The organism is Catenovulum sediminis (genome assembly GCF_007289895.1).
Classification (GTDB): domain Bacteria; phylum Pseudomonadota; class Gammaproteobacteria; order Enterobacterales; family Alteromonadaceae; genus Catenovulum; species Catenovulum sediminis.
In genome coordinates this window covers 2,063,346-2,086,224 of record NZ_CP041660.1, presented here as the reverse complement: position 1 = coordinate 2,086,224, position 22,879 = coordinate 2,063,346, and the positions used below count along the sequence as shown (strand labels likewise).

General features: G+C 40.8%; 24 protein-coding genes. 9 read left to right on the top strand and 15 right to left on the bottom strand.

All coding sequences use genetic code 11. The annotated features are described in order from the left end of the window. Position 1 precedes the first annotated feature (1 nt). Entirely contained in the window at positions 2–61 is a 60-nt protein-coding gene (locus FNT16_RS21135; RefSeq protein ID WP_350401960.1) for an erythromycin resistance leader peptide, read from the top strand. Positions 62–79: 18 nt separating this feature from the next. Here the strand turns inward: FNT16_RS21135 and FNT16_RS08485 are convergent, their stop codons facing one another. From FNT16_RS08485 to ectA, 3 genes are read right to left on the bottom strand one after another with little or no spacing between them, the layout of a single operon-like run. Next, positions 80–481 carry an ectoine synthase gene (locus FNT16_RS08485; protein ID WP_143871189.1) on the bottom strand — a complete coding sequence of 134 codons (402 nt, stop codon included), beginning with the start codon at positions 479–481 and terminating at the stop codon, positions 80–82. Positions 482–495: 14 nt separating this feature from the next. After that, on the bottom strand, positions 496–1,767 hold the full coding sequence (ectB, locus tag FNT16_RS08480) for a diaminobutyrate--2-oxoglutarate transaminase (protein ID WP_143871188.1): 1,272 nt from the start codon (positions 1,765–1,767) through the stop codon (positions 496–498). Positions 1,768–1,769: 2 nt separating this feature from the next. Continuing rightward, complete coding sequence (gene ectA, locus FNT16_RS08475; RefSeq protein WP_143871187.1) at positions 1,770–2,306, bottom strand: diaminobutyrate acetyltransferase; 537 nt, start codon at positions 2,304–2,306, stop codon at positions 1,770–1,772. A 125-nt stretch (positions 2,307–2,431) separates the two neighbouring features. On the opposite strand from ectA, the gene FNT16_RS08470 reads away from it, so the two are divergent. The 4 genes from FNT16_RS08470 (at position 2,432) to mdh (ending at position 6,195) form a co-directional block, all read left to right on the top strand. Beyond that, positions 2,432–2,881 carry a chemotaxis protein CheW gene (locus FNT16_RS08470; protein WP_143871186.1) on the top strand — a complete coding sequence of 150 codons (450 nt, stop codon included), beginning with the start codon at positions 2,432–2,434 and terminating at the stop codon, positions 2,879–2,881. Between the two features lie 67 nt (positions 2,882–2,948). Beyond that, complete coding sequence (locus FNT16_RS08465) at positions 2,949–3,476, top strand: MarR family winged helix-turn-helix transcriptional regulator (protein WP_221935091.1); 528 nt, start codon at positions 2,949–2,951, stop codon at positions 3,474–3,476. Positions 3,477–3,565: 89 nt separating this feature from the next. Next, positions 3,566–5,137, top strand: a complete 1,572-nt coding sequence (locus tag FNT16_RS08460; RefSeq protein ID WP_143871184.1) for a phosphoenolpyruvate carboxykinase (ATP) — start codon at positions 3,566–3,568, stop codon at positions 5,135–5,137. 119 nt (positions 5,138–5,256) lie between these two features. After that, positions 5,257–6,195 (top strand): malate dehydrogenase, encoded by a 939-nt coding sequence (gene mdh, locus FNT16_RS08455; RefSeq protein WP_143871183.1) that lies wholly within the window; start codon positions 5,257–5,259, stop codon positions 6,193–6,195. A 48-nt stretch (positions 6,196–6,243) separates the two neighbouring features. On the opposite strand, the gene FNT16_RS08450 is transcribed toward mdh, so the two are convergent. Then, the gene (locus FNT16_RS08450; RefSeq protein WP_143871182.1) at positions 6,244–7,152 is read right to left on the bottom strand and encodes a LysR family transcriptional regulator; all 909 of its coding nucleotides are present in this window, start codon (positions 7,150–7,152) and stop codon (positions 6,244–6,246) included. Between the two features lie 148 nt (positions 7,153–7,300). Here FNT16_RS08450 and FNT16_RS08445 point away from each other — a divergent pair, with 148 nt between their 5' ends. From FNT16_RS08445 to rsmE, 3 genes are all read left to right on the top strand, one after another. Further along, on the top strand, positions 7,301–8,281 hold the full coding sequence (locus FNT16_RS08445) for an aldo/keto reductase (RefSeq protein WP_143871181.1): 981 nt from the start codon (positions 7,301–7,303) through the stop codon (positions 8,279–8,281). A gap of 74 nt (positions 8,282–8,355) precedes the next feature. Then, positions 8,356–9,012 (top strand): 2OG-Fe(II) oxygenase, encoded by a 657-nt coding sequence (locus FNT16_RS08440; RefSeq protein ID WP_143871180.1) that lies wholly within the window; start codon positions 8,356–8,358, stop codon positions 9,010–9,012. 8 nt (positions 9,013–9,020) lie between these two features. Further along, complete coding sequence (rsmE, locus tag FNT16_RS08435; protein ID WP_143871179.1) at positions 9,021–9,752, top strand: 16S rRNA (uracil(1498)-N(3))-methyltransferase; 732 nt, start codon at positions 9,021–9,023, stop codon at positions 9,750–9,752. A gap of 49 nt (positions 9,753–9,801) precedes the next feature. On the opposite strand, the gene FNT16_RS08430 is transcribed toward rsmE, so the two are convergent. The 7 genes from FNT16_RS08430 to FNT16_RS08400 form a co-directional block, all read right to left on the bottom strand. Further along, on the bottom strand, positions 9,802–10,566 hold the full coding sequence (locus tag FNT16_RS08430; protein ID WP_143871178.1) for a DUF4197 domain-containing protein: 765 nt from the start codon (positions 10,564–10,566) through the stop codon (positions 9,802–9,804). Positions 10,567–10,582: 16 nt separating this feature from the next. Continuing rightward, the gene (locus tag FNT16_RS08425) at positions 10,583–12,361 is read right to left on the bottom strand and encodes a TIGR03545 family protein (protein ID WP_143871177.1); all 1,779 of its coding nucleotides are present in this window, start codon (positions 12,359–12,361) and stop codon (positions 10,583–10,585) included. A 1-nt stretch (position 12,362) separates the two neighbouring features. After that, entirely contained in the window at positions 12,363–12,872 is a 510-nt protein-coding gene (locus tag FNT16_RS08420; protein WP_143871176.1) for a TIGR03546 family protein, read from the bottom strand. A gap of 38 nt (positions 12,873–12,910) precedes the next feature. Continuing rightward, on the bottom strand, positions 12,911–14,008 hold the full coding sequence (locus FNT16_RS08415) for a diguanylate cyclase (RefSeq protein WP_143871175.1): 1,098 nt from the start codon (positions 14,006–14,008) through the stop codon (positions 12,911–12,913). 64 nt (positions 14,009–14,072) lie between these two features. Beyond that, positions 14,073–14,465: an 8-oxo-dGTP diphosphatase MutT gene (gene mutT, locus FNT16_RS08410; RefSeq protein WP_143871174.1), complete on the bottom strand. Its 393-nt coding sequence runs from the start codon at positions 14,463–14,465 to the stop codon at positions 14,073–14,075. Beyond that, entirely contained in the window at positions 14,465–17,158 is a 2,694-nt protein-coding gene (gene secA / locus FNT16_RS08405; protein ID WP_143871173.1) for a preprotein translocase subunit SecA, read from the bottom strand. Before secA ends, mutT begins: the two co-directional genes overlap by 1 nt. Before the next feature lie 54 nt (positions 17,159–17,212). Next, positions 17,213–18,142, bottom strand: coding sequence for a M23 family metallopeptidase (locus FNT16_RS08400; RefSeq protein WP_143871172.1), 930 nt, complete (start codon positions 18,140–18,142; stop codon positions 17,213–17,215). Between the two features lie 13 nt (positions 18,143–18,155). On the opposite strand from FNT16_RS08400, the gene FNT16_RS08395 reads away from it, so the two are divergent. Beyond that, entirely contained in the window at positions 18,156–18,623 is a 468-nt protein-coding gene (locus FNT16_RS08395; protein ID WP_143871171.1) for a hypothetical protein, read from the top strand. Here the strand turns inward: FNT16_RS08395 and lpxC are convergent. The 4 genes from lpxC to FNT16_RS08375 form a co-directional block, all read right to left on the bottom strand. Continuing rightward, complete coding sequence (lpxC, locus tag FNT16_RS08390) at positions 18,620–19,531, bottom strand: UDP-3-O-acyl-N-acetylglucosamine deacetylase (protein ID WP_143871170.1); 912 nt, start codon at positions 19,529–19,531, stop codon at positions 18,620–18,622. The genes FNT16_RS08395 and lpxC overlap by 4 nt on opposite strands. 151 nt (positions 19,532–19,682) lie before the next feature. Next, the gene (gene ftsZ, locus FNT16_RS08385; protein WP_143871169.1) at positions 19,683–20,849 is read right to left on the bottom strand and encodes a cell division protein FtsZ; all 1,167 of its coding nucleotides are present in this window, start codon (positions 20,847–20,849) and stop codon (positions 19,683–19,685) included. A 29-nt stretch (positions 20,850–20,878) separates the two neighbouring features. Beyond that, entirely contained in the window at positions 20,879–22,114 is a 1,236-nt protein-coding gene (gene ftsA / locus FNT16_RS08380) for a cell division protein FtsA (RefSeq protein WP_143871168.1), read from the bottom strand. A 14-nt stretch (positions 22,115–22,128) separates the two neighbouring features. Beyond that, a complete protein-coding gene (locus tag FNT16_RS08375; protein ID WP_143871167.1) occupies positions 22,129–22,878 on the bottom strand; it encodes a cell division protein FtsQ/DivIB in 750 nt (249 codons plus the stop codon). Position 22,879: the final 1 nt, after the last annotated feature.

The following is a 22,879-nucleotide window of genomic DNA, read 5'->3' as shown; positions in this document are numbered from 1 at the left end:
TTTGTTCTCTATTTATTTAATAAATAAGGTGCGATATACAAGGGGAAAAGCAGGTAGTTAACTACCTGCTTGGTATATCTTAGTCACCACTGACTGGTTCAGCTTCAAGTGCGTACGCGCCGGTTTCATCGTGCACTTCTTTGCCGTGTAATGGAGGGTTAAATACACAGGCCATTTTCATTTCTTTAGTCGCACGTAAAATGTGCTTATCATGCTTATCTAAAATGTAGATCACACCCGGCTCTATTGGGTGAACTGTACCGTCGGCTAAATCTTCAACCGAACCTTCACCAGAAATACAATAAACCGATTCTAAGTGATTTTTATAGTGCAAATGCAGCTCTGCACCTTCAAAAATAGTGGTGATATGAAAAGAAAACCCCATGTTGTCACCTTTAAGTAACAAGCGAGTACTGTCCCATCCTTCACTGACAATTTTACGTTCTGACTGTTCGGCTTCTTTTAAATTTCTAACTATCATAAAAAATAATCTCCTTAAACTGCTACTTTAAGGTCAGTTTTAAACTCAGCAGCAATCGCATCAACCATAATTTGCAAGCCTTTTTCTAAGTCGGCTTTATCAATAGTTAATGGACAAAAACATTTAACAACTTGGCTATGGTTACCGGCCGTTTCAACAATTAAATTTTTGTCAAAACAACGAGAGGTAATGCGGTCAGCAATTTCACCATTGCGAAATTCAATACCCTGCATTAAACCACGACCTTTTAAACGAGCGTGCGTTACACCTAGATCATCAACAACAGCTTGAAAATAGCTGGTTACCAGTTGCGCTTTTTCAACAACTTCCTTCTCGAAGTTTTCATCTGCCCAAAAGGTTTTTAAGGCTTTGGTCGCCGTGATAAATGCATGGTTATTACCACGGAAAGTACCATTGTGCTCACCTGGTGCCCATTCATCTAATTCAGGTTTTAATAAAACCACAGCTAAAGGCAAGCCAAAACCACTAATTGATTTGGATAAGGTCACTATATCTGGTTTCAACCCAGCTTCTTCAAAACTAAAGAAACGACCCGTACGACCACAACCAGCTTGAATATCGTCAACAATTAATTTAGCACCATGTTTTTGCGCCAAAGACTGCAAGCCTAACAGCCATTCAGGTGTCGCAACGTTTAATCCGCCTTCACCTTGGACTGTTTCAACAATAAATGCCGCCGGTGCATCGATACCACTAGATGGATCGGACAATTGCTTGTCGATCATTTTTAAGGTATCTGCATTGTAACCATAATAGCCACAATAAGGCATACGACTGGTACCGCTTAATGGTACACCTGCACCGCCTCTGTGGTGCTGGTTACCAGTTGCACTCACTGCACCTAAAGTTACACCGTGGAAACCATTGGTAAAGCTGATAATATTGGTACGGCCTGTAATTTTTCGTGCTAATTTCATTGCTGCTTCAACGGCATTTGCACCTGTTGGGCCTGTAAACTGTATTTTATAATCTAAACCGCGCGGCTGCAGAATAACATCTTGCAATGTTTGCATAAAATCAGCTTTAGCCGTTGTATGCATATCTAAACCATGCGCAACACCATCAGCCATAATGTAGTCTACTAACGCCTGTTTAATTTCTTCAGGGTTGTGACCATAATTAAGTGAGCCAGCTCCAGAAAGAAAGTCCAAATAAGCATTGCCTTCGTCATCATACAAGTATGACCCTTTAGCTCTGTTAAAAGTAACTGGAAAAGAGTTTGCATAACACTGTACGTTAGATTCCATCTGTTCAAAGATACTCATGACTATTCCTCGTTTGTCTTAATTTGTGTGTTTACTGAAAATGGGCCGATACGGAACAAAAACTCATCTGAATGCTGACCACCAAAGTGCTTTTCTTTTGTGAAAAACTCTGATTCAACAATTTGAGTGCCTAAATTTTCAGCTAAACGTTTAAATACCCTTCTGGATGCGGCATTATCTGCTGTTATCGTTGTTTCGATATAACAAACTTTACTGCACACCTCTCTTGCCAACAAATGCTCCAGCATTTTGCGCGCTAACGAATATCCGCGTGCTTTCTCTGAAACGGCCATTTGCCAAATGAAAAGAGTATCAGGTTGGGTAGGTTCTATGTAGGCTGAAACCCAACCAACAATATCACCATCAATTTCGGCGATTACGCAGGTTTCAGCAAAATGTGAGCATTGCAATAAGTTGCAATATGCTGAGTTAGTATCCAGAGGCGGACATGCCGCAATTAACTGGTGTACTGGGTAGCCATCTTCGGCTTTTGGACAACGAAACTCTGGTTGCCCCTTCATACTGTCATTTTTATCCATAATGGATTTTTAGTTCTCTTGTTGCTCGTCAAAACGACGCGAATTTATTTTGATGTCTAAACAATTAAATATATAGTACACTAAATATTATTCGTAAATCTAGTTTAATTTAAAAAGAACTGCTGATGACTGATAAATGGGTATCATTTTTTATAGAAAACGAGAGATATTGCTGCAATATCGAGGAAATTAAAGAAGTTTTGCCTTATACAGAGAGCAATCCTTTTCCTGGATCGAGTGCTGAAGCGGATGGTATTTTAAATATTCGCAACGAAATTATTACCATCTTAAACGGCCCTAAACTATTTAGATGCGAAAATAATTCAGTACAAAACAATATTTTAATTGTCGAAACAAAAACGGCAGATCGAATGGGCATTACCATAGATAAAGTAGATCAAATAATTGAATTTTCACCTGACCAAATAGAAAGCAATGCGCTTGAACACTCAGAATGGATAAAAGGCACAGTCAATTTAAATAATCAGCTTACCATGGTCGTTGATTTCGCTGAATTGGCAGAACGAACAGCGCCTGAGCCAGATGATATTACTGACGCGCTGACTAACAGTTGAGTGCACAAATGAAGAGATTATAATGCCAGCAAAAATTAACCCTATCGCGGAGCTGAATTTGACTCAAATAGAAACAATTGAAGAAGTGTTAGTCACATTGCGTCGACTTATTCGAGCAACTGATTTGCACTCTAAACAATTGGTAAAAACAGCCGGAATTACGGCACCTCAGTTATTATTATTGCGTGCTATACATGATCAGGGCGAAGTAACCATTGGTGAAATTGCCAATGAAGTGAGTTTAAGTCAGGCTACGGTAACCAGCATATTAGATCGTCTGGAAAAACGAGAACTGGTTTACCGTGTGCGCTCAAATCAAGACAAACGTAAGGTGCACGCTTATCTGACCGAAGCGGGTCTGGAGCTACTTAGAGAAGCGCCACTGCCTTTACAAGAACACTTTATTCGCCAGTTTAGAGATTTAAAAGACTGGGAGCAAATGATGATTTTGTCCTCACTGCAACGCGTGGTGCATATGATGGATGCGCAACATTTAGATGCTGCACCAATGCTGGAAGTAGGTGATATAGACAGCTACAATGCGACCTATAAACAAGTTTCTTCAACGAGCAGCACAGCAGATAAAAAGAGTTAATGAACTTTTTTGCCTGTTGCCACAGGCAATATTTCTGCAACCTTCTATACTCAGGAGACAATTGTTTACGTTACGAAAAAGAGGTTAGTATGCATGCGCATTTTAAACCTTATGTCTCTCTTACTGCAGCTGAGCTAATAGAACACGCGATTCAAAACAATGAAGGTCGGTTAACTGCCTCTGGTGCTTTAGCAGTATCAACCGGTAGCCGAACTGGCCGCTCACCGCTTGATAGGTTTATCGTCAAAGAACCTGAAACTAAAGACAAAATTGATTGGGGCAAAATCAATAAACCTTTTTCTGCCAATGACTTTGAAAACTTGTGGTTTGAAGTACACCATTACTTACAGAGTCAACCTCATTATTTAGGTAATTATCAAGTTGGGGCTGATGAAGAAAATTGTTTAGAGGTCGAAGTATTAACGCAAACAGCTTGGCATCAACTGTTTGCGCATAATATGTTTATCCGTAAACGAGCTAATCAAACCTCATCTGGAAGTAACATTCAGAAGCTTAACTGGCAAGTATTAAACGCGCCGGGGTTTACCTGTCACCCAGATAAACATGGAACACATAGCGATGGCGCAGTCATCATAGATTTTGCTTCGCAACGTGTTTTATTAGCTGGCATGCCGTATGCCGGTGAAATGAAAAAAGCCTTATTCTCGGTGCAAAACTTCTTGCTAGCGGAACATGATATTTTGCCCATGCACTGTTCCGCCAATGCTGAAACTGCGGATAAAACAAGCCGTACTGCTTTATATTTTGGTTTGTCAGGTACAGGTAAAACCACTCTGTCGGCAGATCCTAAACGATATTTAATTGGTGATGACGAGCATGGCTGGTCAAGAAATGGGATATTTAATTTAGAAGGTGGCTGTTATGCTAAGTGCATTGATTTATCCGAAAAACAAGAGCCTTTAATTTGGTATGCCATAAAATTTGGTGCCGTATTGGAAAATGTGGTGCTAGACAAAGAACGAATCGAAAAATACGAAGATGATTCACTTACCGCCAATACCCGTGTTTCCTATCCGCTAGAGCACATCCCCAAACGAGTAACAGCAAATAAAGGCGGACACCCCAGTGCTGTAATATTTTTAACCTGCGATCTAAGCAGTGTATTACCACCGATTGCGATTTTAGACCAATATGCTGCGGCCTATCATTTTTTAAGTGGTTATACCGCTTTAGTCGGTTCAACAGAAATCGGTAGTCAGGCTGCAATAGGTGCAACCTTTAGCACTTGTTTTGGCGCTCCATTTTTCCCACGCCCTGCCGCAGACTATGCCAATTTATTGATAAAAAGACTGACCGAAACCAATACCCCCGTTTACCTAGTCAATACCGGTTGGACGGGCGGCCCTTACCCAAATGGTCGCAGATTTAGCATTGACGAAACACGAGCGGTTATCAGCGCGATTGTAGAAGGTAAAATTGATAAAGATGATTGCCGTAAAATGGAGATTATGAATTTAACCGTCCCTAATCATCTTAACGGATTAGATGAAACATTATTGTGGCCTGAAAAAAACTGGCACAACCCAGTTGATTACCGGTCAACAGCACTGCAACTGGCAAACCGCTTTATCGACAATTTTAAACAATATCAAGTTGACGAAAAAATTAGACAAGCTGGTCCATCCGGAGCTGGTATCTAAGCAAAAAAACGCTATAGTGGGTATACAAATTATTGATAGTCAAATTAACCCAACTTGAATTGTCATTTGATGATCAATCTTTTATCTTGTATCACAATTTTTGAGCAATGGAGAACAAAATGAAAGTTGCTGTTATTGGTGCTGCTGGTGGCATTGGTCAAGCATTAGGCTTGTTACTTAAACTAAACTTACCGGCGGGTTCACAACTTAGCCTATATGATATTGCACCTGTTACTCCGGGTGTTGCAAAAGATTTAAGCCATATTCCAACTGACGTTGAAGTCACAGGTTTTGCTGGCGAAGATTGTAGCCCAGCATTAGAAGGCGCAGACGTTGTATTGATTTCTGCAGGTGTTGCTCGTAAGCCGGGTATGGACCGCGCTGACTTGTTTAACATTAACGCGGGTATCATTAAAACGTTAGCTGGCAAAGTAGCTGAAGTTTGTCCTAAAGCTTTGTTGGGTATCATCACTAACCCGGTAAATACAACTGTGCCAATTGCGGCAGAAGTATTGAAAAAAGCCGGTGTTTACGATCCAAAACGTTTGTTCGGTGTAACAACTTTAGATGTTATCCGAGCTGAAACTTTTGTAGCAGAAGCAAAAGGTAAATCAACTCAAGATGTTAAAGTAGACGTAATTGGTGGCCATAGTGGTGTGACCATTTTACCATTGTTGTCACAAATTGATGGTGTTTCTTTTTCTGATGAAGAAATCGCAAGCTTAACAACACGTATCCAAAATGCAGGTACTGAAGTTGTAGAAGCAAAAGCGGGTGGCGGATCAGCAACGCTTTCTATGGGTCAGGCTGCGGCACGTTTTGGTTTGTCTTTAATCAAAGGTTTACAAGGCGAAGATGTTATTGAATGTGCATACGTTCAAGGCAGCGGTGACAACGCCGACTTCTTCGCACAGCCTGTAAAATTAGGTAAAGACGGCGTCGAAACAATTTTAGATTACGGTTCACTGAGTGCTTTTGAACAAAAAGCGTTAGACGACATGTTACCGACCTTAAAAGGTGACATTGAAAAAGGTGTTGAATTCGGTCAAGCAGATTAATCTGTACGGCTGCATTTAATAGCTGAATCAAATATTTTAAACACCCGCTCATACCGCGGGTGTTTTGTTTCTAAACACATTACATAAATATTCTATGAATAACTGCAATCTAGCAGCCCTATAATCAGTTTTTGCATACACTAAAGAAACCTGACTGCCTTTAGTTTGCCAGTGTTTAACTGCGGGTTGTAAAATACCCTGTTCAATTTCCTGTGCTACATAATAAGCAGGTAACCTGACAATCCCACACCCTTTTAATGCGGCTTGTTTCGCAATGTGTCCATTCGCGCAAACCAGTTGACCTTCTACGTGTATTTCATATTTGTCGCTTTTATGTCCTTTTATATCTTTTTTGTCTTGATAAAAAGTCCACTTTTTCATGCTACCGACTATACACCTATGTTGCTCTAAATATTTAGGGTGGGTAATTTCAGCAAATTGATTTAAATAATCAGCAGATGCACAAACATAGGATGGGTAATACACTAAAGGTCTTGCAATTAAATTTGAATCCGGTAAATCCCCCATGCGGACAGCTAGATCGTATTTGTCCGCGATTAAATCTATGTGATCGCTGGAAAAATCCAATTCAATATTGATGTTCGGATACTGTTGCATAAAGTCCATTATCACTGGGGCTAATATTTGTTCTGCAAACAGGCCACCGACCGAGTTAACTTTAATATTGCCGGCCAATTGATTCTGCTTAACTTTAACTTGTTCAACCGCCTGCTCTAACACGATAAGTCCTTGCCGGCTTTGCTGATAAAAAGCCTGACCTATTGAAGTTAATTGCATTGAACGTGTAGAGCGTTTAAATAGCTGTGTCCCCAAATTCAACTCTAACTCAGCGATAACCTGACTAACACGCGCTCTGGTTGTACCTAACTTTTCTGCAGCAGATGAAAAATTACCTTGCTCAACCACCATAATAAATTCGTTTAAACCTTTCATCATTGTAAAATTTTTCTAAACAATATGTATATTGGTTAAGTATATATTACCAATAATACAAAAGTTAAACTCTTTAAGACTCCGAGGGTGAATAACCCTGTCTATAGGCGCATTAACGACAACGGAGTCAATTTAATTTCAGGAGAGTAAAATGCACACACGAAAACTAGGTTCTAGTGATTTAGAAGTATCAGAAATTGGTTTAGGCTGCTGGCAGTTGGGCAATGATTTTGGTGATATTAGCGACAGTGAAGCTTTTAAAATATTAGACACAGCCGTTGAAAATGGCATTAATTTTTTAGACACAGCAGATGTGTATGGTGCAGGGCTTAGTGAGACTCGCATCGGAAACTGGTTAAAAACCCAAACCAACAAACCTTACATTGCCACAAAAGTGGGTCGAGACGGTGCATTGTTTCCCGATGGGTATAGTGAACAAAAGGTACGTAAAAATATCGAGGGTTCAATTAAGCGTTTAGGCATTGAAGCTCTGGATCTGGTGCAGTTACATTGTATTCCAAGCGAAGTTTTATTGGATGGCGAGATTTTTCATTGGCTGGAAAACTTGCAAAAAAAAGGCTTGATAAAACATTATGGTGCCAGTGTTGAAATGCTAGATGAGGCACAATTTTGTTTACAAAACAGTCAAGTCACCAGCTTGCAAATAATCTTTAATGTTTTCCGACAAGATGCCATTCAGCATATTTTACCCAAAGCCGCAGAAAAAAATGTTGGTATTATTGTACGCTTACCGTTAGCCAGTGGTTTATTGTCTGGCGCAATGCGCAAAGATCGTCAATTCTCAGCAAGTGATCACCGTAACTACAACCGCGACGGTGCAGCCTTCCATGTGGGTGAAACTTTTAACGGTATGCCATTTGCTAAAGGTGTTGAATTAGCAGATGCGTTAAAAAATTTATTACCGGCCAATATCAATCTATTGCAACTGGCGATGCGCTGGATTTTAGATCAACCACAAGTCAGTACCATCATTGCAGGCGCCAGCAAGGCTCAACAAGTCGACAATAATGCAAAATGCAGTCAGCTGCCTGCTTTACCTGCAGCATTGCACAGTCAGCTTAATGATTTTTATCTACAACAAGTTAGACAGCATATTCGTGGTGGTATCTAATTAACCTGTATTTATCTTGGCAATCTGGAATCTTGATATAAAATAGCGTGTCATCTATTTATTTGAGTTCACGCATGTTTGAATCAGCGCTACCAGATTCTGATAATCTAAACTTTCTAGCCATATCGCAAGCCTTACAAAACAAAGGCTTTGCGATTATTGAGCACGCTTTTAACCATGAGCTGGAAAACCAGCTCATTGCGCATGTGCTGCAGTTAGAAGAAAGCCAATTAAAACAAGCAGCTATCGGTCGTGAACAGGATGAAAATATCAATCATTTTGTGCGTCGCGACAAAATAAAATGGATTCAGCACAATTCAGCAGCCGAAACTGCATGGCTAAACCAAATGGACGAATTAAGGTTAAGCCTTAATCGTCAATTATATTTAGGTTTATTTAGCTATGAATCTCACTTTGCGCAATATCAACCGGGGGCATTCTATAAAACCCATGTAGATGCGTTTAAAGGCCAAGCCAATCGTATTTTATCAACGGTTTATTACCTCAACCCAAACTGGCAAGCAGAAGACGGTGGCGAGCTCGTTATTTATGATCCTCAGCACCCGCACATCGAGTTAACTCGGGTTATTCCTAGTGCCGGTACTTTGGTCATTTTTTTAAGTGAAGAATTTCCGCATGAGGTTTTACCCGCGACCAAAAGCCGCTACAGTATCGCTGGCTGGTTTAGACTCAACGCCAGTATCAGTAATCATATTGATCCACCAAGGTAATTTGTATCATGCGTTTAACCCGAATTTTTCAGCCCGAAGAACTCATTGTTAACTCAGAACTAGAGTTAAGTTCAGATGCCGCCAACCATGTTGGACGTGTACTACGTTTACAAAATGGTCATCCAATTGTGCTATTTAATGGTAATGGTTTTGACTATGAATGCGAAATCATTCAAGTTGAACGTAAAAGCGTTAGAGTTAAGATCAAAGAAAAAAATTCAGTAAATAACGAATCACAGTTAAAGATTCATTTAGCTCAGGTGATTTCGCGCGGTGATAAAATGGACTTTACCCTGCAAAAAGCGGTTGAATTAGGGGTGCATGAAATTAGCCCGCTGATTAGTGAACGTTGTGGGGTTAAGTTAAACGCAGAGCGCATGCAGAAAAAAACCGAGCAATGGCAAAAGATCGTGCAATCCGCCTGTGAGCAATGTGGCCGTGCTTTTGTACCTAAAGTTAACCCCGTTATTCAATTAGAAGAATTACTCAACACCTCATTTTCAGGTGTACGCTTGAATCTGCATCCACAAGCCAAGTTTGGCATTGGCGGATTAGATAAAAAGACACAACAAGTGCAGTTATTAATTGGCCCAGAAGGCGGGTTGTCAGATGAAGAAATTGAAAAAGCGCGGCAGGCTAATTTCACTGATATTTTAATGGGTCCTAGGGTACTGCGCACCGAAACAGCTGGCTTAGCGGCTATTAGTATGTTGCAGTGTATATTGGGTGATTTGGGTTGATATTTTAGTTAACAACCCAAATCATTCAGCCAGTATACTGACAATATATTTAGTTGAGTCCAAATACCTTTTTTAGCAGCTCGGTCGTTTGTTGCTCGGGGTTTTCGCGGATCTTAGTTTCCTCTTGTGCCATGTAAAAGAAAATACCCTGAATGCCCTTATCTATAACGTGTTCTGTTAAATCTGCTTTGATGTCTGGAACAAATGGAATCTTTTTATACCTGTCAACGACCTTGTCGTACAACTGAATAGCACCAACATCTTCTAAACTGGCGTTAACTATCGGCTGCATCTTAGCCTTTAACGGGGCCGACATTTTGTTTTGAAAATACTGAGTTGCAGAATCATTAGGACCTGTATAGATGGCTTTTACATCACTAAAACTCATCTCCTTGATGGCATCAATAAACAAAGCTTTGGCTTGCGGTGTTGCAGCTTCAGCAGCCCGGTTGAGTTTAACTTCCAGTTCATCTGTATATTTGGATAATCCTGCTTTGTCTAAGTATTTTTTTATTTTATTAAACTCTTCTGGAAGCGGAATATGCACTAAAGGATCTGCATTAAAACCGCCTTCTTGGCCTAATTGATTGACGACATTTTCAGTACCTATTTTTAAAGCCTGCTTAAAGGCAGTAGATAAATCATCGCTAGAAAACTCACCTTTGTCATTATTGTCATCAGCGCTATTTTGTTTGTCCGCGCCGCCTGTAAGCATTTCCAAGCCTTTTTCAAACCAAGACTCAGCATTCGCCAGCGGACTCACCATTATACTGGTGGTTAACAGAATGGCTGTTGCGATTCGATTCTTTGTCATGTTTTGCATCCTATTATTAGCCAAACAGTTTGTTTAGCTTATCTCCTAATTTTTCATTTAGCTTATCTTTGAGCTTATCTTTTTGTTTATCTTTAAACGAGTCGATTTTACTTTCTAATAGTTTATTCAAAGTACCTTCGGTATCGTCTACCCATTCAGTTAAATTACCAATTTCAGCCATTTCTGATTCTGATAAATTCAGTTTCTGCGAAACTTTTTGCTTTAATTGTGACTGAAATTTGCTTTTTAATTTATCCAGCTCGGCATCCGCTTGCGCAGTCACACTTTGTTTAACAATTTCGTCTAACTGCGAATCCACTGAAATACTGGGTTTTAGCGCATCACCGGACAAACGTATTTGGGCTGGGATAGTTTGTTGGCCACTTAAAGCATTTATAACTTGTTTCATCCACCGTGAAGATGAGGTCGTCGAGAATTTCGGTTGCTGTAAATTAATATCACTGCGTGCTGTTATTTGGCCCGCCTTGTATTCAAATTCACCATGACCATTAAAACCAGATTGCACAAGCGCAAATCTCGCGCCTGAAGCTTGCCCTTTATCATATTTAAGATCTTCCATTGTCCACTGACCTTGACTGGATAAATCGCCATTTTCAAATTTATAAAAGGTTACTGTGCCATCTAACTGACCATTGGCAAATGCGCTAGAGTGAAAGTTTATTTGGCTACTTTGCTTTCTTAACCAGTGCTGCATATTGATCTCGTTCAATACAATTTGCACCTTGCCATGCGGAGTCAACAGGGAAATTTCACCTTGTTTCAACAGCCAAGCTGGTAGTGGGTTTTGCTCATCAAAGTGTACAAAACGCCCCACTTTAACTTGTTCAGCTGCCCCTTCACCATCACTTTCGCCCTGCAAAAAGGGCTTAGCAAACTGATAAATTCGCTGCGCCTGTTGATAATATTCACGCGCCTGTGAACCAAATAAAATATGCGCTAAGTCTTCCGCTTCAAAAGTCTCTAATTGATATGTTTCTTTAACCTTCTGCCAATCCTGTTGCGGGGCATCTTTAAGCTCAGTAGCTGCCTGACTCAGTGCTGCTTTGCTATTAACTAACTGAGTCTTAGCAGCTTTAAGCTGCGCCTTATCTGCTTTTATATCGTCTTTTAGCGCATCCAATTCGGCTTTTAGTTTCGCCACATCTTCTATTGACTTAACTTCGGTTTCTGTTAGTTTTTTGACCCGTTTTTCATATTCTTTTAAACGTGCTTGGTCCGGCAAGTTTTCTTTAATTTGTTTTATCGCTTGTTGTTCATTATCGACAACCTGTTGCATATTCTCTGCTTTTTTGACCGTAATCAGATCAGATTGTTTTAACAAGCTTTCTACATCGGGAATTTCCGCTTTAATATCTTTTACTTTATCTTGCGCTTTATCTTTAAGGCTGGGTTTCGAAGGATCTTTTGTGTAGACGTCACCAGCAGTCGCTCTAGCTTGGTTAAAAGCCAACTCTGTAATGCTAGCATCTTCAAAGATATAGCGACCCAACAAATATTGCCACAAGTTCATTTCTATACTGGCTTGTTTAAATGCCAGTAAATTCTGCATCGGCTGCTGCGGATCTGTCGCTTGTAGTACATTCAATTCTATTTTAAACGGTGACCAATCGACTTGCACCGATTCTAGGCTCACTTCAGCACCTAAATAATAGCTGCCACCTTTTTCAATTGCCAATTGAATCAGTTTGCCAGCAAAAACATAAACCAATGCGGAGAATATCAACAATATCGAGATTAGACCTGCGATACCTTGCCAACGAATATACTTTTTCATATTAGGCTCCTTGTAGTTTCTGGTACATCTGGTAAAAACGCGAGCCTTTTAGCATTTGTACTACTTTCAGTTTGACGACAAACGCCATTACATGAACCCGATATTTAACCACCAAGAATTGCACGCCGATTGTTAGCGGAACAAACAAAAGTAAAGCAATCAACAAACTACCAAGCGTTACTGTATGGTGTAAATGAGCGAGTTTAAATAGAGTAAACTGATAAAGTGACTGCCAAACTGGATGAAGCGAAGTTGCAGTGAGTAAATACTCACCAACTTGTGCAAATGCGCTTTCAAACAACAGACCCAGTAATGAAAATAAAGTCCAAGAAACAAAAAAAGAGCCAAGATGCACTCTAACCAAGAAAGCCACTAATAATACAATTAAATTATGTAAGCTAAACAAAGGGGTTAAACCAATCAGCATCCCTAAAGCAAAGGCATAACTAATTTGTTTCGGTGAATTTTCGGAATTGAGGGCAATGAATAGTTTGACTATTTGCGTTAACATTTTATCTCCCTGTTATGATTCGTTTATCATTAATGCAATTATGAGCTTACTGCAGTTGCAATAAAATGACGATTGTCTTGTTTAGCTAAACAAACTTGATTGCGGCCATTATCTTTGGCCTTATACAAAGCTTGATCAGCAATATCAATCCACTGTGAAAAGTCTTGCATATTTGGGGTTAACAGCGCAATACCTATACTGACTGTTAATTTGACATCCAGTTCAGTACAAATAGACAATTCTTGTTTCGCTAAGTATCGACAAAATGCCTCTGCTACTTGTTTAGCACTCATCGGATCCGTATCTGGTAATAAAACACCAAATTCTTCACCGCCATATCGACCGAGTTCTGCATTGGTTCCATGAAAAAAATTCTTCATTGCCTGAGCAAAACAGATTAAAACTTTATCTCCCGCTAGATGGCCATGTGTATCGTTTATTCTTTTAAAGTGGTCGATGTCAATCATCAATAGCGCGGGTTTTTCGTTTGTCGCTTTGCCTGCATCAAACTTTTTCAGGACCAGCGACTCCCAATGCCCGCGATTGTTCAGTTGTGATAAAGCATCTGTTTTACTTAACACAAGCGCATGTTGACGTTCTTCCATCAGTTTTATCGACAAGCGGAAAGTAACAAAGCCAACCAATAAAGGATATATTAGGACTAAGGGGATACATATCATAATGCTCAATTGGCTGGAATCTAAATAGATAAAAGGTTCTATTATCAAAAAAGCCAGACACATACCGATTAATGTCGCGCCCCACCCTTTAAGATAAAATTTTACACCACCTGCCGATATATTGTTCAACCCATTCGCGGAAAGTAACAGAAGACTCGGTACCAAGTTAAACCCCATCATCGCAATCCAAAAACCCACTATGGCCGCATCAAACAATAAGTTTCGAAATTCAGCATTGTAAGGGTATTTAGCTCTTAAGCCGACGATATATGCGATGTGCGGCCAAATTAACGCACAAAAAAGCATTAACAGCCAGACAGGTGTTGTGTAGTTTAATTCATATAATACTGAACCAACTGGAAAAGCACCAAAGCCCAAGCCTAAAATTCGGGGTACATAAATTCTTTTGACAAAACTTCGACCTCGACCGGGCCCGCGCTGAAGTTGATGAATCAAGATAGATCCTTTTTATTGTCGCTATTAACCGCTCATGTCTATTTTTACTATAGTACAAGTTCCGTTATTTGATCGCTAACAAGGTCTCTAGAATCACCTGATTGGCCTTTGGAAAGGTATAATCCTTCAGTTTCGATTTACTAACCCATTGTATTTGTTGCCCCTCAAGCCCACGAGCCAGACCTGAGTGATGCTCAACCAGAAAGGTGTCTAGGATGACTTTTTTGTCACCATAATCATGCTCAACTTTAATTAAGGGTTTAAAGCTGAGCAATTCAATACCACATTCCTCAGATAATTCACGTTGTAGTGCCGTTTCAACTGACTCTCCATTTTCAACTTTACCGCCGGGGAACTCCCACTTGCCGCCCTGATGCTGGTTATCAGAGCGTTTAGCAATCAATACCGTGTCGTTTTTTACAACAACAGCAACTGCAACGTGAACACTTTGTGTCATTAGCTTAGCTTACCGTGGCAGTTTTTATATTTCTCACCTGAACCGCATGGACAAGGCTCGTTTCGACCAACTTTAGCACCTTCTCTAACAACCGCTTTGGGTTTACGACTTAAGGCTTCATCTTTTTGGTGTTGATATTGTTTTGGCGCAGTTTCAGCTTGACGACGTTTAGCTTCTACCGCTTCCACATCAGACTCTTCACGCACTTTCACTTTAGATAAAATACTGACAACTTCAACTTTAAGTGTTTCTAACATCTGAGAAAACAGCTCGAAAGATTCACGTTTATATTCTTGTTTTGGATTTTTCTGTGCATAACCGCGCAAATGAATACCTTGTCTTAAATGATCCATGGCCGCCAAATGCTCTTTCCAATGCGAATCTAAGCTTTGTAACATGATGGCTTTTTCAAAGTGTCTTAGTACGGTTTCACCAACCTGCTGTTCTTTTTCTTTATAGGCTGCATCAAACTTCTCAGTAATGGTCTCGCGTAATTTACCTTCATCTAGCTTGTTATCTGCGTCCAACCACTGTTGTATTGGCAACTCAAGCGCAAAATCATTTTTCAGGCGCTCTGTTAATCCGCTAATATCCCACATCTCTTCGACTGATTGAGGCGGGATATAGGAATCAACAACGGATGCTAATACATCATGACGGATCGCATTGATGGTTTCACTAATGTCAGTTTCATTCATTAATTCATTACGTTGCTGATAAACGACCTTACGTTGATCATTAGCGACGTCGTCATATTCGAGCAATTGTTTACGAATGTCGAAGTTGCGCGCTTCAACTTTACGTTGTGCATTTTCTATCGCTTTTGTTACCCACGGGTGCTCTATTGCTTCGCCATGCTCCATGCCCAACTTTTTCATCAAGCCAGATACACGATCGCTGGCGAAAATACGCATCAATGCATCTTCCATGGAAAGGTAGAATCGAGATGACCCGGGATCCCCCTGACGACCGGCACGACCACGTAGCTGATTGTCAATACGGCGAGATTCATGACGTTCGGTACCAATAATATGCAAACCACCTGCGGCAACAACCGCGTCATGACGAACTTGCCAATCATCTCTGATTTTTTTAATCTGCGCTTCGTCTGAGCTATTGAGCTGTGCGATTTCGATATCCGGGTTGCCGCCTAATACGATATCCGTACCACGACCCGCCATATTAGTGGCTATAGTTACCGCACCTTGTCGACCCGCTAATGCAATAATTTCGGCTTCTTTTGCATGATATTTTGCATTTAAAACCTGATGTTTAATTTTGCTTTTGCGCAGTACACGTGATAACAACTCAGAGTTTTCAATTGAAATCGTCCCGACCAATACAGGTCGACCTTTTTCGACGCACTCTTTAATATCTTCAACGATGGCTTCGTATTTCTCTTCGGCTGTCAGATACACTAAATCCGGGTAGTCTTTACGCACCATAGGGCGGTTTGTTGGCAGGATGAGGGTTTCTAAGCCATAAATATAGTTAAATTCAAACGCTTCTGTATCTGCCGTTCCGGTCATACCGGAAAGCTTTTCGTACAAACGGAAATAGTTCTGAAAAGTAATTGAAGCGAGCGTTTGGTTTTCATTTTGAATTTTCACACCTTCTTTGGCTTCAATGGCTTGGTGCAAACCTTCTGACCAACGGCGGCCTTCCATTGTCCGGCCTGTATGCTCATCTACGATGACTATTTGTTCATCTTTAACCAAGTAGTCTACGTCTTTATGATAAAGCTTGTGTGCGCGCAATGCTGCATTTATATGTGCTAACAAACCAATATTTGCTGCATTATAAAGCGAGTCACCTTCATCTAGCACTTTGTTTTCGATTAAAATTTCCTCAACTTTAACCTGGCCTTTCTCAGTTAAATGTACCTGTTTTGATTTTTCATCAATGGTGAAATGACCTTCACTCTCTTCTTCTTCTGAGTCTTCTTTATCTGCTTTGATTAATTGCGGAACAATCAGATTAATTTGGCTATACAATGCAGAACTATCTTCAGCAGGCCCTGAAATTATAAGGGGCGTACGAGCCTCATCAATTAAGATCGAGTCAACTTCATCGACTACCGCAAAATGTAATTTACTTTGCACCCGCTCTTCTGGGCTAAATGCCATATTGTCACGCAAATAATCAAAACCGAACTCGTTATTTGTACCATACACAATATCGGCTGCGTATGCTTCACGCTTTTCAACGGGCCCTAAACCTGGGATATTACAACCCACTGTTAAACCTAAAAATTCAAATAAAGGTCTACTCCAATTCGCATCGCGATGGGCGAGATAATCATTCACGGTTACCACATGCACAGGTCCGGTCAGTGCGTTTAAATAGGTTGGTAAAGTAGCGGTTAAAGTTTTACCTTCACCTGTACGCATTTCCGCTATTTTACCTTGGTGTAATACCATGCCGCCTAATAACTGAACGTCAAAATGACGCATGCCCAAAATACGTTTTGATGCTTCACGACAAACCGCAAAAGCTTCAGGCAATAAACTGTCTAAAGTTTCACCTTCTTCTATTCGTTTTCTAAACTCGTCAGTTTTTGCGCGGATTTGTTCATCGGTTAAAGCTTCAAATTCTGCTTCTAAAGTATTGATGCGATCGACAACTTTATTTAGTTTTTTAATAATTCTGTCGTTTCTGCTGCCAAATATCGATGTCAGTATTTTTGTAATCATTAATATATCCTGACCTGTTATTCCAGGTAGTGCTGCTCGGAAAAAATGCTAGTGTTATTTTGCACGTCGGTAGACGTATTTCAACGGATCAATTTGCTTGCCGTTTTTCAAAATCTCATAATGTACATGTGGTCCAGTTGACCGACCTGTCGAACCCATAACGGCAATTTCTTCGCCTTTACTAACGACATCGCCAACTGAAACAAGTAACTCTTTATTGTGTCCATAACGGGTTTTCAGTCCTTGTCCATGATCAATCTCAACTAATCGGCCGTAACCATAACGCTCATCCGCCCAAGTCACAACCCCTGCTCCGGTTGCAATAACGGCATTACCTTCTTTTCCGGCAAAATCAATCCCCTTGTGTAATGCGGGTAAACCGTTAAACGGGTCTTTTCTCATGCCATAATAGGAAGACAACCAACCTGACTCGATCGGCCGGCCAGAAATATAAACCTGTTCGCTTATATGGTGATTAAGAATAACAGATTCAAGTAAACTTAATTGCTCTTCTTGTGAGTTATAATAATCGAGCAGTTCTGACATTTGCTTCAAAAGGTCGTGTTCAACAACAATCTTTTCTAAAAAACCCTCGTCAGGGTTTGCCGGCCCGCCGGTTGCTGGTTGCTCATGAAAATTAAATTCATCGACTTGCAAACTGGCATTCTCGGCTAATCTTTCGCCTAAAGCGTTCATGCGTAACGCATAGCTTTGTAATTCTGCCAGTTTTAATTTAAGGGCGGCTAGCTCTGTTTCTGTGCGTGATTGTAATGATTGAAGTTTTTCTTTTTGCTTTGATAATTCAGCCCTAGATTGGCTAACTGGATTGAAAGTAGGCTCTTCTTTATCAAATATTTGGTTTATACTGTAGACCACAGCCAGTGACAAACTAAAGCACAATACCAACAAGGCCGCGGCATGGTATACATTAAGATGCCATTCATACACCTTGTCATGTCTTGTATATTGAAATGATAGTGACATAAGATTTTTTGCGATGCGACCTAGACCTAAAAATGTTCAACAAATTTTGTCAGAAAAATGGCCTGAAAGACAAACTTCCAGCCAGATAAAACCCGAGTATACCAGTGAGATAGAAAAGGAGCTAGCGCTTTGCTTACCTTCAAACTTACAAAATGTCGTTAAAGTGGTTAAATTTGATAAAGGTATGCTCCAGCTAAGCTTGCCAAATGCCAGCTACCAGATGCAATTTGTTGCAATTCGCAGTGAGTTATTAAGTAAACTCAGGCAAAAGCAACCTCAGCTTATCAGTTTAAAGTGTATTGTTGATCCAACTCAACCTGTGGCAAGAGCAACGATTACAAGTAGTTTAGCCACTTCAAAATCAGCCGCTAAACCGAGTAGGACTCTGTCGCAAAAATCCAAGCATGATTTGGCTGCGATATTGCCGGATTTACCTGAAGAGGTCAAAAAAGCACTTAAGCACCTAATAGACGGTGCTTAAACAGTGCTCGCCTGTAAAAACTCCAGCGGCGCTGATGTTGCTTCTGGAAAATCAACAAGTGTCCATTTATCTTTTTGCTGCATAATTTCACGCAACAAAATGTTGTTAACCGCATGTCCGGTTTTAAATGATCTAAAATGACCTAAAATCGGCAAACCGGCCATATATAAGTCACCAATAGCATCTAAAATCTTATGCATGACAAATTCATCATCATACCTGAGCCCATTCGCATTGAGCACCTGAAACTCATCTAACACGACGGCATTATCAAAGTTAGCGCCTAAAGCTAGGTTGTTGGCTCTTAAGTACTCAAAGTCTTTCATAAAGCCGAAAGTTCTTGCACGGCTGACTTCATTAATAAAAGTCTGGCTTGAAAAATCCATTTCAACGTGTTGTCTTGTAGCAGCAATTGCAGGGTGAGGAAATTCAACTGCAAAATCCAACTTAAATCCATTGTGCGGCAAAACTTCAGCCCATTTATCTCCCACTTCTACACGAATAGGTTGATCAATACGAATAAACTTTTTCGCAGCGTTGAGTTCTTCAATGCCAGCCTCCTCAATTAACATAATAAAAGGGCTGGCACTGCCATCAACTATCGGCACTTCGTTGGCGTCTAATTCGACAATAACATTGTCGATACCTAAACCAGCTAAAGCTGACATCAGATGCTCAACTGTTGAGATCGCGACACCGTCTGCATTGGTCATGCAGGTACACATTTGCGTATCAGTCACCGCTTCTGGTGAAATAGGCATATCTACCGCAGGCGATAAGTCAACGCGTCGAAATACAATCCCTGTATTAGCAGGTGCAGGGCGCATCGTTAACTTAACTTTTTCGCCACGGTGTAAACCCACACCTATGGTACTGACACTTGTTTTTAGTGTACGTTGTTTAACCATAATTTGTTACAAATCTCCAGGTAAAAGAAACTGCTTTAAATACATTCTTTACTTAATTACGCAGGCTATTGTAACACATTAGACCAGTGCAGACGAATGACAACTTTTTGCTGATGTTAAAAATTGCCAATCACTACTCATAACTTATGTATTAGTCAGCTTGCTTACGTAAGAACGCCGGTATATCCAAATAGTCTAAGTTTTGCGCTGTTGAAGAATCATTCACCGGCGCCGGTGCCGCTGTGCGTTCTTCCATTGCTACCGCCGCAGAGCCCGAAGATGATTCTGAACCGCGGAAAGTTTGCACGGGTTTTTCGTTCAAACTCACTTTGCTGTTGGGCACCAAAGAAATATCAGGTCGGGTGTCACCAATACCTGTTGCGACAACAGTAACACGTAACTCTTCTGTCATTTCAGCATCAATAACAGCACCCACAACAACTGTAGCGTTTTCAGAAGCAAATGCTTTAACTGCATTACCTACAGTTTCAAACTCTTCGATACTGATATCCATACCCGCGGTAATATTCACCAAAATACCGCGCGCTCCTGCTAAATCAACATCTTCTAATAATGGACTAGAAATAGCAGCTTCAGCAGCTTCTTCAGCTCTGTCTTCACCTGAAGCAACCCCTGTTCCCATCATTGCAGTGCCCATCTCAGACATAACTGTTTTTACGTCTGCAAAGTCCACATTGATCAATCCAGGACGCGTAATTAATTCTGCAATACCTTGCACAGCACCTTGTAACACATTATTTGCCGCCTTGAACGCGTCTAATAAGCTAGTGCCTTTACCTAAAACTTTTAATAGTTTGTCGTTTGGAATGGTAATCAAAGAATCCACATGTTTGGCTAGGTATTCAATACCTTGATCAGCATATGCCATGCGTTTTTTGCCTTCAAACGGGAAAGGTTTGGTAACAACTGCAACCGTCAAAATGCCCATTTCCCTTGCAATTTCAGCCACAACAGGCGCTGCACCAGTGCCGGTACCACCGCCCATACCAGCGGCAATAAAGACCATATCTGCACCTCGGATGGCCTCTTCGATAACCTGACGGTCTTCTTCTGCTGCCTTGCGACCAATTTCAGGATTTGCACCTGCACCTAAACCTTTAGTTACATCACGACCCAATTGAATTGTGGTACCCGCAGAAGAATTACGCAAAGCCTGCGCATCTGTATTTGCGGTGATAAAATCAACACCTTCAATTGTATGTTTTACCATATGCTCGACAGCATTTCCGCCGCCGCCGCCAACGCCAATCACTTTAATGATTGCTTCGTCGTTATGCTCACTCATAATATCAAACATAAATTACTCTCCTAACACACCTGCTAAAATTAAAACTCACCCTTAAACCAACTTTGAATACGTTGCCACCAACTTATCACGCCTTGATTTGCATCATGACTTGCGTACTTCTCTTGTAAGTCTTCTTTGCCATAGTGCAACAAACCAATAGCTGTTGCATAAACAGGGTCGTCAACGTATTCAGTCAAACCTTTTAAATTAACTGGATAGCCCAATCGAACGGGCATTTGAAACACTTCTTCAGCCAATTCTACTGCGCCTTCCATTTTGCCTGTACCGCCTGTTAACACGATACCTGCGGCAATTTGTTCTTCCCATCCACTCTTGCGAATGTCCTCTAGTACCAAGTCATACAATTCCTGGTATCTAGGTTCTACCACTTCAGCCAATGTGTGGCGCGACATCGATCGAGCTGGTCGGCCTCCCACACTGGGTACTTCGATACTATCTTCTAAACTGACCATCTGCCTTTGTGCACAGGCATATTTCACTTTAATCTGCTCTGCGTGGCTCAAAGGCGTTCTAAAAATTTGCGCGATATCCTTTGTTACCTGATTGCCAGCCACGGCAATCACTGAGGTATGTCGAATAGCGCTGTTAGCATAGACAACCAAGTCCATTGTGCCAGCACCAATATCAACAACTCCAACACCCAGTTCTTTCTCATCATCAGTCAACACCGCATAGCTAGACGCCAGAGATGAAGAAACCAGAGCATCTACTTTTAATCCGCAGCGCTCTACACACTTAACGATATTTTTAGCCATATCGTTTGCGCATGTTATTAAATGTACTTTTGCTTCTAAGCGAACGCCTGACATTCCAATAGGGCTTTTTATACCCTCTTGAACGTCAACGTTGAATTCTTGCGGCAATACATGCAGTACCATTCGTTCGGCTGGTAAAGGAACTGACTTAGCGGTATGAATCACATTATCCACATCATCATTCGTTACTTCAGTCTCATGAATAGGCACCATGCCGTTTTCATTTTGACATTTAATATGACGTCCAGAGATGGCCAAATAAACAGAAGAAATCTGACAATCAGACATCATTTCGGCTTCATGTACCGCACGCTTTATTGACTGTATAACCAGCTCAATATTGTTCACGCCACCTTTGTCCATGCCCTCTGAGGGATGCGTACCCACACCAACAACACTGACGGTGTTGTCAGGCAGTATCTCCCCTACCACGGCAACTACTTTCGCAGTACCAATGTCGAGTCCAACAATTAAATTTCGCTCTAATGTTTTTGACATATTAATTTGCCAACCTAGCCTGCTGTTTCCGATTGCATAATCTGTTCTCCCACTGCAAAACCAGTGTCATAACGCAAATCGACATATTCTACTTGATGTTGCTCAATCAATGCAGGATAAAACTCTAAAAATCTTTTTATCCGTGCAATTCCGTTTTCTCTGCCTAAATTCAATTTAATGTCATTACTTAACGTTAGGTGTACTGCATACCTTTCTGACATTGTCATTTCTTTAGCTTTTAAACCATACAAAGACAGTAGTTCAGAGTAATCTGTAAACAACTGCAATGCTTTTAACTCTTCACCCTCTGGGCCAAATAATGCTGGCAGTGAATATACCAAGCGACTCGTATCCGCCTGAAAAACCTGCCCTTGGTGATTTAAAATAAAGTCACCGTTCCAAAATACCAGTGGCCGCTGTTCAACCAAGTTTACTTTTATCGTGGCCGGCCACTCCTTACGAATCGCTGCCCAATAAACCCAATCCAAATGTTCAACTTTTTGCTGAGCCTCATTGACATCCAATGCATAAAAGCTTTTTTGCATTAACTCATTCAGCGCCAATTGCACATCAGCATCTTCAACATACTGAGTGTTACCCTCTACCTCTAAATATCTGACTGGTAGCTGACTGCTATCTAGCAACCATTGTTGTGCGCTGGATGTTAACTGCACACAGCTCACGACAACCACCACAAAAAACAGAAAACCAATCCAAAAAGGCCACTCTGCTTTTTCAAACCAGCAACGTATTTTTTGCCACATT

What these genes read in the sequence shown, in the direction of transcription:
- FNT16_RS08450 (WP_143871182.1), bottom strand. Translation starts at nt 7,152, where the DNA reads ATGATGAAAGGTTTAAACGAATTTATTATGGTGGTTGAGCAAGGTAAT.
- FNT16_RS08460 (WP_143871184.1), top strand. Translation starts at nt 3,566, where the DNA reads ATGCATGCGCATTTTAAACCTTATGTCTCTCTTACTGCAGCTGAGCTA.
- ectA (WP_143871187.1), bottom strand. Translation starts at nt 2,306, where the DNA reads ATGGATAAAAATGACAGTATGAAGGGGCAACCAGAGTTTCGTTGTCCA.
- FNT16_RS08425 (WP_143871177.1), bottom strand. Translation starts at nt 12,361, where the DNA reads ATGAAAAAGTATATTCGTTGGCAAGGTATCGCAGGTCTAATCTCGATA.
- FNT16_RS08470 (WP_143871186.1), top strand. Translation starts at nt 2,432, where the DNA reads ATGACTGATAAATGGGTATCATTTTTTATAGAAAACGAGAGATATTGC.
- FNT16_RS08445 (WP_143871181.1), top strand. Translation starts at nt 7,301, where the DNA reads ATGCACACACGAAAACTAGGTTCTAGTGATTTAGAAGTATCAGAAATT.
- FNT16_RS08430 (WP_143871178.1), bottom strand. Translation starts at nt 10,566, where the DNA reads ATGACAAAGAATCGAATCGCAACAGCCATTCTGTTAACCACCAGTATA.
- ftsZ (WP_143871169.1), bottom strand. Translation starts at nt 20,849, where the DNA reads ATGTTTGATATTATGAGTGAGCATAACGACGAAGCAATCATTAAAGTG.
- FNT16_RS08485 (WP_143871189.1), bottom strand. Translation starts at nt 481, where the DNA reads ATGATAGTTAGAAATTTAAAAGAAGCCGAACAGTCAGAACGTAAAATT.
- lpxC (WP_143871170.1), bottom strand. Translation starts at nt 19,531, where the DNA reads ATGGTTAAACAACGTACACTAAAAACAAGTGTCAGTACCATAGGTGTG.
- ftsA (WP_143871168.1), bottom strand. Translation starts at nt 22,114, where the DNA reads ATGTCAAAAACATTAGAGCGAAATTTAATTGTTGGACTCGACATTGGT.
- FNT16_RS08395 (WP_143871171.1), top strand. Translation starts at nt 18,156, where the DNA reads ATGCGACCTAGACCTAAAAATGTTCAACAAATTTTGTCAGAAAAATGG.
- mutT (WP_143871174.1), bottom strand. Translation starts at nt 14,465, where the DNA reads ATGACACAAAGTGTTCACGTTGCAGTTGCTGTTGTTGTAAAAAACGAC.
- mdh (WP_143871183.1), top strand. Translation starts at nt 5,257, where the DNA reads ATGAAAGTTGCTGTTATTGGTGCTGCTGGTGGCATTGGTCAAGCATTA.
- FNT16_RS08440 (WP_143871180.1), top strand. Translation starts at nt 8,356, where the DNA reads ATGTTTGAATCAGCGCTACCAGATTCTGATAATCTAAACTTTCTAGCC.
- secA (WP_143871173.1), bottom strand. Translation starts at nt 17,158, where the DNA reads ATGATTACAAAAATACTGACATCGATATTTGGCAGCAGAAACGACAGA.
- FNT16_RS08420 (WP_143871176.1), bottom strand. Translation starts at nt 12,872, where the DNA reads ATGTTAACGCAAATAGTCAAACTATTCATTGCCCTCAATTCCGAAAAT.
- rsmE (WP_143871179.1), top strand. Translation starts at nt 9,021, where the DNA reads ATGCGTTTAACCCGAATTTTTCAGCCCGAAGAACTCATTGTTAACTCA.
- ectB (WP_143871188.1), bottom strand. Translation starts at nt 1,767, where the DNA reads ATGAGTATCTTTGAACAGATGGAATCTAACGTACAGTGTTATGCAAAC.
- FNT16_RS08400 (WP_143871172.1), bottom strand. Translation starts at nt 18,142, where the DNA reads ATGTCACTATCATTTCAATATACAAGACATGACAAGGTGTATGAATGG.
- FNT16_RS08375 (WP_143871167.1), bottom strand. Translation starts at nt 22,878, where the DNA reads ATGTGGCAAAAAATACGTTGCTGGTTTGAAAAAGCAGAGTGGCCTTTT.